Annotated in this window: 7 protein-coding genes and 1 tRNA gene; 7 read left to right on the top strand and 1 reads right to left on the bottom strand. The window is 70.7% G+C overall.

Translation table 11 applies throughout. The annotated features are described in order from the left end of the window. Positions 1–122: 122 nt before the first annotated feature. The 4 genes from dinB (at position 123) to BIU95_RS10190 (ending at position 4,909) form a co-directional block, all read left to right on the top strand. The gene (dinB, locus tag BIU95_RS10205; protein WP_071251616.1) at positions 123–1,367 is read left to right on the top strand and encodes a DNA polymerase IV; all 1,245 of its coding nucleotides are present in this window, start codon (positions 123–125) and stop codon (positions 1,365–1,367) included. Positions 1,368–1,540: 173 nt separating this feature from the next. Continuing rightward, the gene (locus BIU95_RS10200; protein WP_042540322.1) at positions 1,541–3,331 is read left to right on the top strand and encodes a DEAD/DEAH box helicase; all 1,791 of its coding nucleotides are present in this window, start codon (positions 1,541–1,543) and stop codon (positions 3,329–3,331) included. Between the two features lie 7 nt (positions 3,332–3,338). Further along, positions 3,339–3,548, top strand: a complete 210-nt coding sequence (locus BIU95_RS10195) for a hypothetical protein (RefSeq protein WP_017887301.1) — start codon at positions 3,339–3,341, stop codon at positions 3,546–3,548. A gap of 32 nt (positions 3,549–3,580) precedes the next feature. After that, the gene (locus BIU95_RS10190) at positions 3,581–4,909 is read left to right on the top strand and encodes an NAD(P)/FAD-dependent oxidoreductase (protein WP_017887302.1); all 1,329 of its coding nucleotides are present in this window, start codon (positions 3,581–3,583) and stop codon (positions 4,907–4,909) included. Positions 4,910–5,179: 270 nt separating this feature from the next. On the opposite strand, the gene BIU95_RS10185 is transcribed toward BIU95_RS10190, so the two are convergent. Beyond that, positions 5,180–5,265, bottom strand: a tRNA-Leu gene (locus BIU95_RS10185). A 161-nt stretch (positions 5,266–5,426) separates the two neighbouring features. Between BIU95_RS10185 and BIU95_RS10180 the strand changes: the two genes are divergently transcribed. The 3 genes from BIU95_RS10180 (at position 5,427) to mshC (ending at position 8,889) form a co-directional block, all read left to right on the top strand. Continuing rightward, the gene (locus BIU95_RS10180) at positions 5,427–6,755 is read left to right on the top strand and encodes a M20/M25/M40 family metallo-hydrolase (RefSeq protein ID WP_071251615.1); all 1,329 of its coding nucleotides are present in this window, start codon (positions 5,427–5,429) and stop codon (positions 6,753–6,755) included. A gap of 62 nt (positions 6,756–6,817) precedes the next feature. Continuing rightward, the gene (locus tag BIU95_RS10175) at positions 6,818–7,648 is read left to right on the top strand and encodes an undecaprenyl-diphosphate phosphatase (protein WP_017887304.1); all 831 of its coding nucleotides are present in this window, start codon (positions 6,818–6,820) and stop codon (positions 7,646–7,648) included. After that, positions 7,645–8,889, top strand: coding sequence for a cysteine--1-D-myo-inosityl 2-amino-2-deoxy-alpha-D-glucopyranoside ligase (mshC, locus tag BIU95_RS10170; RefSeq protein WP_071251614.1), 1,245 nt, complete (start codon positions 7,645–7,647; stop codon positions 8,887–8,889). The genes BIU95_RS10175 and mshC overlap by 4 nt, the downstream gene beginning before the upstream one ends. The last annotated feature ends 317 nt before the right edge of the window (positions 8,890–9,206 follow it).

Here is a 9,206-nt window from a genome sequence, read left to right as displayed (position 1 = left end):
TTGCGAAGGGCGCGCGGTGCGATGACGGGCGAGCAACCGCGCACGACGGGACGAACCTCGCACCGTGCGGCCGTCGGCACGCCCGGCACGGCGATGTCGGTGGCGCCTGACATCATCTCGGTGTGAGCAAGCAGGACGGACGGAACCGCCTCGTCTCCGACGCGCCGGTGGACGACGTCTCGGCGACCGTGCTGCACGTCGACATGGACGCCTTCTTCGCCTCCGTCGAACTGCTCGACCGCCCCGACCTGCAGGGCCTGCCGGTCATCGTGGGCCACGACTCCGACCGCTCCGTCGTCACGGCGGCCACCTACGAAGCCCGTCGGTACGGCGTGAACTCCGCCATGCCGATGGCCGTCGCCAAACGCCGCTGCCCGAACGCCGTGATCGTCGAACCGCACTTCGAGAAGTACCGGGCGAAGTCCGCGGCCGTGATGGCGATCTTCGACCGGTTCACCCCGCGGGTCGAGCGGCTCGGCATCGACGAGGCGTTCCTCGACGTCGCCGGCGCGCTCCGGCTCTACGGCACGCCGTGGCAGATCGGCCAGGCGATCCGCCGCACGGTCTTCGCCGAGACCGGGCTGCACTGCTCGGTCGGTGCGGCATCGACCAAGTTCGTGGCGAAGCTCGCCTCCAGCCGGTCGAAGCCGGACGGCCTGCTCGTGGTGCCCGAAGCGGACACCGTGGCGTTCCTGCACCCGCAGCCCGTCTCTGCGCTCTGGGGCGTGGGTGGCAAGACGCAGGAGACGCTCGAACGCCGGGGTATCCGCACCGTCGGCGACCTGGCGAACACCCCGCTCGGCTCGCTTGTCTCGGCACTCGGCCCGGCCGGCGGGCAGCGGCTGCACGACCTGTCCTGGGGTCGCGACCCGCGCGTGGTCGACACCGGCGTCGGCGAGAAGTCGATCGGGCACGAGGTCACGTTCGGCCGCGACCTGACCGAGCGCGACGACGTCGCTCGCGAACTCCTCCGCCTGGCCGACAAGGTCGCGGTCCGCCTGCGCCAGGCCGACGTGCAGGCCCGGACGGTGGCGCTCAAGGTCCGCTACACCGACTTCACCACGCTGACCCGGTCGCGCACCTTGGCGGAACCGACCGACGTCGCGAAGCGCCTGCACCGCGAAGCCGTCGAGCTGTACGACGTGCTGCACCGACCCGGCAACCAGATCCGGCTGATCGGCGTGCGCGGCGAGAACCTCGTGCCGACGGCTGCCAGCAACGCCCTGTGGGACGACGACGCGCCGTGGCGTGACACCGAGACCACCGTGGACGCGGTCGCCGCTCGCTTCGGCGCCGGCGTCCTGCGACCGGCATCCCTGGTCCGTCGGACCCCTGACGGGGGCGTCCCGCACGCTCGGCAGGACTGACGGTGGCGGTAGAATCGGGTTCAGTGAGCGCAGCGGAGTACGAAGACCAGCAGCCCGCCACGCTGTGGGCGGAGTCGGGTGACGACCAGTCCGGCGCCGGCGGCACATCGCCGACGCTCGACACGGCGCAGGCCGACGGTGACGCCGCCCGTGACGAAGCCGACGCCGCGGCCCTGGCCGAAGCGGCCGGCAACTCGGCGGTCCAGCACCTGTCGCCGGCGTTCCCGGACCGGGCCGCATGGGGCACGGCATCGAAGCTCCGTGCCTGGCAGATCGAAGCGCTCACGAAGTACTTCGAGAAGGAACCCCGCGACTTCCTGACGGCAGCGACCCCGGGTGCCGGCAAGACCACCTTCGCGCTCCGACTGGCGACCGAGCTCCTGGCCCGCGGCACCGTCGACCGCATCGTCGTCGTCGCACCGACCGAGCACCTGAAGCGCCAGTGGGCCGACTCCGCCGACCGGGTGGGCATCCGGATCGACCCGATGTTCAAGAACGGCGACGGCATGTTCGGCCGGCACTACCAGGGCGTCGCGATCACCTACGCCCAGGTCGGCATGAACCCCGAGGTGCACAAGCGCATCACCGAGGGCGGGCGCACCCTGGTCGTCCTCGACGAGGTCCACCACGGCGGCGACGCCCTGACGTGGGGCGACGGCATCAGGGAAGCGTTCTCCGGTGCCACCCGACGGCTCTCGCTGTCGGGGACCCCGTTCCGTTCCGACACCGCACCGATCCCGTTCGTGCAGTACGCCCCCGACGAGCAGGGCATCCGCACCTCGATCTCCGACTACAACTACGGCTACGGCCGCGCACTCAAGGACGGCGTCGTCCGCCCGGTGCTGTTCATGGCCTACGCCGGCCAGATGCGCTGGAAGACCCGGATGGGCGACGAGATGTCGGCCTCGTTGGGTGAGCAGGTCACGAAGGACATCACGGCCCAGGCCTGGCGCACCGCACTGTCGCCCGAGGGCGAGTGGATGCCGGCCGTGCTCTCCGCCGCCGACAAGCGCCTGACCGAGGTCCGCCGTGGTGTGCCCGACGCCGGCGGTCTGGTCATCGCCACGGACACCACCACGGCCCGCGCCTACGCCCGGATCCTGCAGCAGATCACGGGGGAGCGCCCGACCGTGGTGCTGTCCGACGAAGCCGCGGGGTCGAGCCGCATCAGCGCCTTCGCCGAGGACACCTCGCGCTGGATGGTCGCCGTCCGCATGGTCTCCGAAGGCGTCGACGTCCCACGGCTCTGCGTCGGCGTCTACGCCACGAGCGCGAGCACGCCGCTGTTCTTCGCACAGGTCATCGGCCGCTTCGTCCGTGCCCGTCGTCGTGGTGAGACCGCGAGTGTCTTCCTGCCGAGCGTCCCCGGCCTGATGGCCCTCGCCGCCACCCTCGAGCTCGAGCGCGACCACGCCCTCGACCGCCCGAAGGACGCCGACGACGGGATGTACAACCCCGAAGACGCCATGGTCGCCGAGGCCAACAAGGAAGACCGTGCGTCCGAGAGCCTGCTCGAGGTCCAGCCGTTCGAGGCGCTCGACTCGCAGGCGTCCTTCGACCGCGTCCTCTACGACGGCGGCGAGTTCGGTACCGGCGGCGAGGTCGGTTCCCTCGAGGAGCTCGACTTCATCGGCATCCCGGGGCTCCTCGAACCCGACCAGGTGCGCGACCTCCTGCGCGCCCGGCAGGCGACCCAGGCCAAGCGGTCCAAGGGTCGGACGGCCAAGGACGGCCTGCCCAAGGCGCCCGAGCCCGACCGCCCGATGTACATGACGATCAAGGAACAGCGGACCGAGCTCGCCCGGCTCGTGTCGATCTGGTCCCGTCACTCGAACGAGCCGCACGGATCGATCCACGCCGAACTCCGGCGCATCAGCGGTGGCCCGGCCGTGGCACAGGCGAGCATCGAGCAGATCCAGAAGCGCATCGACATCCTGCGCTCCCGCATCGGCGGACGTCGGTGACGGCGGCGTGATCGAGCCGGTCGACGATCGCACCTGGTACGTCAAACGCGATCCCGAGGCGTCGCCCGAGGCGATCATCGACCGCTTCGGCGGCGGCTACCGGCTGCGCCGCTTCTCGCTCACCGAGTCCCGCCGCACCCCGCACGGAGTGTTCACGGGCCCCGAACTCGCCGAGACCGCGTGGTGGCGGCTCCGCGACAGGCCGCGGAACTCATGACGCGCCAAGCCAAAGTCCGGTAGACCGGAGGAATGGCAGACTCGATCCCTCACGTCCTCGTCCTCGGCGGCGGCTCCGCTGGCTACGCCACGGTCAAGCAGCTCCAGAAGCACGCGGCCACGGTGCCCATGCGGATCACGCTGGTGGACCAGAACACCTACTACACGTACCTGCCGTTCCTGCCCGAGGTCGCCGGTGGCCACATCGCACCGAAGGACGTCACCGTCGAGCTGCGCCGTGCGCTGCGCAAGACCCGCGTGATCCAGGGCAAGGTCACCGCGATCTCCTCGGCCGACAAGACCGTCTCGATCGCGACCGCCGGCGGCGACGACCGCACCCTCGGCTACGACCAGCTCGTCGTCGCCCTCGGCTCCGTCACCCGCACGTTCCCGACCCCCGGACTCGAGGAGTACGGCGTCGGCTTCAAGAGCGTCGAAGAGGCCGCCTACGTGCGCGCCAAGCTCCTCGACAACATCGCGAAGGCTGCTGCCACGCGGGACGAGGACGAGCGCCGTCGTCTGCTGACCAGCGTGTTCGTCGGCGGTGGCTACACCGGCGTCGAGGCGATCGGTGAGCTGTTCGACGTGTCGCAGGCCGCCATCAAGACCTACCCGTCGCTCGCCGGCGAGCAGCCCCGCTGGGTGCTCATCGACGCGCTCGACCGCGTCGCGCCCGAGGTCGGCCCGGAACTGTCCAAGTGGACGCTCGAGTCGCTCCGCGCCCGCGGCATCGACGTCCGCCTGAAGACCACCATGCCGAGCGCCGAGGGTGGTGTCGTCAAGTTCTCCGACGGTGACGAGTTCGCCACCGGACTGCTCGTCTGGACCGCAGGCGTCAAGCCGAACCCGCTCCTCGACGCCTCCGACCTGCCGCGCGGGCCGAAGGGCCACCTCGCCGCGAACGCGAAGCTCCAGGTCGAGGCCGAGGACACCCACCAGGTCGTCGAGGGCGTCTGGGGCCTGGGCGACGTCGCGCAGGTGCCCGACCTGACCGCCGACAAGCAGCCGGCGTTCTACCCGCCGAACGCGCAGAACGCCGTCCGTCAGGCCGTGGTCGCCGCCGACAACATCGTCGCGACCATCACCGGCAAGCCGCTCGAGGAGTACCGCCACCCCTCCATCGGCACCGTCGCGTCGTACGGTGTGGGCAAGGGTGCCGCGAACATCAAGGGCATCAAGATGACCAACCTGTTCGCGTGGCTCGCGCACCGCGCCTACCACGTGTACGCGATGCCGACCCTGAACCGGAAGGCGCGCATCGTCATCGGCTGGATCACCGGCGCCGTGTCCGGTCGCGACGCGACCTCCCTGATCAAGGAGACCGACCCTCGACGCAACTTCGTCGAGGCGTCGAAGAGCTAGACGCACCCACGGACGCACGGGAGGCGCGGTGTCAGCTGGCACCGCGCCTCCCGTGCGTACGTGGGTGCGTTCGCACCGTGCTGTGTTCACGATCTGGTGCGGTGTTGCGTGTTCGGTGCGCGCTTGCAGCGCCGCACGGAGCGCGGAACCTCGCACGGGTTGGGGAGGTGTGCGCGGAGGACGCCCTGAGCGCAGCGATGGCGGCACTCGCCGGGAAGACACAACAGAAAATGCCCCCCGACCGAAAGGTCAGGGGGCATGCATTTCCTGTGTCCGAGAGGGGACTTGAACCCCTACGCCCTAATACGGGCACTAGCACCTCAAGCTAGCGCGTCTACCAATTCCGCCACCCGGACAGGGTGTCTGGTGTCTGTTTCCCGGGGCGAACCCGGCGTTCCTGCCGAGAGAAGACACTAGCACGGGTCTGAACGCGCGATGAACACGGGAGCGCATCCCGGGCGAGTCCTCGGTGTGCCGTCCCGGCGTCGGGGTCGGTGTCGACCGATACCGTGGAGCCATGACGAACCCGGAGCCGTCCGAGCACCAGTCCGTGTCCGAGCTCGAGGCGACCGCGGCGATCGCCCGCGACCTCATCCGCATCGACACGACGAACTGGGGCGAGGGGAAGTCGCGCGGCGAGGCCGAGGCGGCCCACTACGTCGAGGACAGGCTCCGAGCGCTGGGTCTCGAGCCGCAGTTGTTCGAGTCGGAGCCGGACCGGGTGAGCGTGGTTGCGCGTGTCCCCGGGCGGAACCGTGACAAGCCGGCGCTCGTGGTGCACGGGCACCTCGACGTGGTGCCGGCGGATCCGGCGAACTGGTCGGTCGACCCGTTCGGCGGCGTCGTCAAGGACGGTTCGCTGTGGGGCCGCGGTGCCGTGGACATGAAGAACATGGACGCGATGATGCTGACGTCGCTGGCTGACGTCATCGAGCAGCACGGTGCGCCCGAGCGTGACCTGGTCATCGCGTACTTCGCCGACGAAGAGGCCGGGGGAGTCCTGGGTTCGCACCACGTGGTCGACCAGCATCCGGAGGTCTTCGCGGGAGCGTCGGCGGCGATCAGCGAGGTCGGCGGGTACTCGATCACGCTCGGTGACCGTCGCGCCTACCTGCTGCAGACCGGTGAGAAGGCGCTGATGTGGGTGAAGCTCGTCGCGCGGGGCACCGCTGCCCACGGCTCGCACGTGATCCGCGACAACGCCGTCACGAAGCTCGCGGCGGCGGTCGCGCGGATCGGCAGCGAGGAGTGGCCGGTCCGGCTCTCGGCGACGACGGACGCGATGGTCGCCGAGGTGGCGCGGTTCCTCGGCGTCGACCCGACGGTGACCGGTCCGGACGAGGTCGCGCTGGCCACCGGGTCGGCGTCGCGGTTCATCCACGCCGCGCTGCACACCACGTCGAACCCGACCGTGCTGACCGCGGGCTACAAGCACAACGTCATCCCCGACACCGCCGAGGCGCTGGTCGACATCCGTTGCCTGCCGGGCGATGAGGAGTCCGTGCTGGAACGGGTGCGGGAGCTCGCCGGACCCGAGGTCGAGGTGGTCATGTCGTTCCGCGACATCGGCCTCGAGCAGGACTTCGGCGGCCCCCTGGTCGACGCGGTCCGCGATGTCCTGGGGCGGCACGACCCGGGAGCCCCGGTCCTGCCGTACCTGCTGTCCGGCGGCACCGACAACAAGGCGCTCTCGACGCTCGGCATCGCCGGGTACGGGTTCGTGCCGTTGCAGCTGCCCGCCGGTGTGGACTTCCCGGCGATGTTCCACGGGGTCGACGAGCGGGTGCCGCTCGACTCGCTCGCGTTCGGCCGGCGGGTGCTGGGCGACCTGCTCGCGACGTACTGATATTGTTCGTGGTCGCCGTCGTGGCGGTGCCCTGACCGACCTCCCCCCGAAAGGCCCGTGCGATGCACATCCTCGAGGCGATCTTCCTCGGCTTCGTCCAGGGGCTCACCGAGTTCCTGCCCGTGTCCTCCAGCGCGCACCTGCGCATCGTCGGGCTGTTCCTGCCCGACGCGAAGGACCCGGGTGCGGCCTTCACCGCCGTGACGCAGCTCGGCACCGAGACCGCGGTGCTCATCTACTTCTGGAAGGACATCACCCGGATCATCGGGCGGTGGTTCCGGTCGGTGGTCAAGCGTGACGTGCCGAAGGGCGACCCCGACGTCCGCGTCGGCTGGCTGGTGATCCTCGGAACGATCCCGATCGGGGTCGCCGGGCTCCTGCTCAAGGACTCCATCGAGACGACGTTCCGGTCGCTCTGGATCGTCGCGATCGTCCTCATCGTGTTCGGTGTCGTCCTCGGGGTGCTCGACCGGGTCGGCCGCAAGGAGCGCCGGATCGAGCAGATGACGTTCCGCGGCGGTCTGCTCATCGGCCTGGCGCAGATGCTCGCCCTGGTGCCCGGGGTGTCCCGTTCCGGTGCGACGGTGTCGATGGGGCTCGCCCTCGGCTACACCCGTCCGGCGGCCGCTCGGTTCGCGTTCCTGCTGGCGATCCCGGCGGTGTTCCTGTCCGGGTTCTACGAGGCCGCGACGAGCCTCGGTGACCACGGATCGCCGTTCGGACTCGCCGACACGCTCATCGCCACGGTCGTCGCGTTCGTGGTCGGGTTCGTCGTGATCGCAGCGTTCATGAACTACATCAGCAAGCGCAGCTTCATGCCCTTCGTCGTTTACCGGATCGCACTCGGTATCGTGCTCATCGTGTTGTTGTCGCTCGGAGTGATCCAGCCGTGAGGGCCTGGCAGGCCCCATCCGTCCCCGACGTCCCCGGCGCCGCGCCCCGACCGGTCGTCCACGACACCGCCACGGGCAAGCCGGTGGACCCCGCCCGCGACGAGGACCGTGCCGCGCTGTACGTCTGCGGCATCACACCGTACGACGCCACGCACCTCGGTCACGCGGCGACGTACCTGGCGTTCGACACCCTCGGCCGCGCCTGGCGCGACGCCGGGCTCGACGTCGAGTACGCGCAGAACGTCACCGACGTCGACGACCCGCTGCTCGAGCGCGCCGCTCGCGACGGGATCGACTGGCGCGAGCTCGCTGCGTCCCAGGTCGACCTGTTCCGTCGCGACATGGAGTCGCTGCGGATCCTGCCGCCGGACGACTTCGTGGCCGTGACCGACGAGGTCGAGCGGGTCGCCGAGGCCGTGTCGTTCCTGCAGGAGACCGGCTACGCGTACGAGGTCCCGACCGACGACGCCGAGGGCGACGACCTGTACTTCGACGTCAGCCGGCCCACCGACGCGTGGACCCTCGGCGACGAGAGCGGCCTCGACCGCGAGACCATGCTGACCCTCGCCGCCGAACGCGGCGGTGACCCCGACCGTCCGGGCAAGCGCGACCCGCTCGACCCGTTGCTGTGGCGCGCCGCGCGGGACGGCGAGCCGGCCTGGGACACCGAGATCGGCCCCGGACGCCCCGGCTGGCACATCGAGTGCAGCGTCATCGCCGGCGACCGCCTCGGTCTGCCGATCAGCGTGCAGGGCGGCGGGAGCGACCTCGTGTTCCCGCACCACGAGATGAGTGCCGGGCACGCTGCGGCCCTCGCCCACCAGCCCCTCGCGAACGCGTTCGTGCACACCGGGATGATCGCCTACCAGGGCACGAAGATCTCGAAGTCGCTCGGCAACCTGGTCACCGTGCGTGGCCTGCTCGACGATGGCGCCGACCCCCGGGCGATCCGACTCGCGCTGCTGTCGCACAAGTACTCCGACCACTGGGAGTGGTTCGCCACCGAGCTGACGAGTGCCGAGACGCGGCTCGCGGGCTGGGACGCCTGGGCCTCCGGAGCATCGGCCGGGCACGCCGACGACGCGGCCGACGTCGCCACGCGCATCCGTGCGCGGGTGTCGGACGACCTCGACACGCCGGGGGCGGTCGCAGCGGTGGACACGGCGATCGCGGGCGGCACGGCGTGCACTCCCGAGCTCGTCGACCTGATCGACGCGCTGCTCGGCATCCGCCTGGCCTGAGCTCGGTCGCGACCTGTCGCGTGCGTGCCGCCGAGGGGTCAGGAACCGTCGCCGAGGCGGGCCGCAGCCGACAGTTCGCGACCAGTCGCCGGAGGTGAGTGGTGTGTCGTGACCGTTCGCGGCCGCCGGACGGGAGGCTCGTGGCGGGTCAGCCCCGTGCCTCCCGTCCGCGGAGTGGTCGCGACGCGTCGCGTGCGCGCCGCCGAGGGGTCAGGAACCGTCCCCCAGGCGGGCCGCAGCCGACAGTTCGCGACCACCCGGCGGACGCGAGCGGCGTGTCGTGACCGCACACCCCACGACGGACAGGAGGCACGGTG

This window comes from Curtobacterium sp. MCBA15_007 (assembly GCF_001864905.1).
GTDB classification, from domain to species: Bacteria; Actinomycetota; Actinomycetes; order Actinomycetales; family Microbacteriaceae; genus Curtobacterium; species Curtobacterium poinsettiae.
The sequence above is the reverse complement of the archived record's forward strand: the minus strand, read 5'-3'. Positions and strand labels throughout refer to the sequence as shown.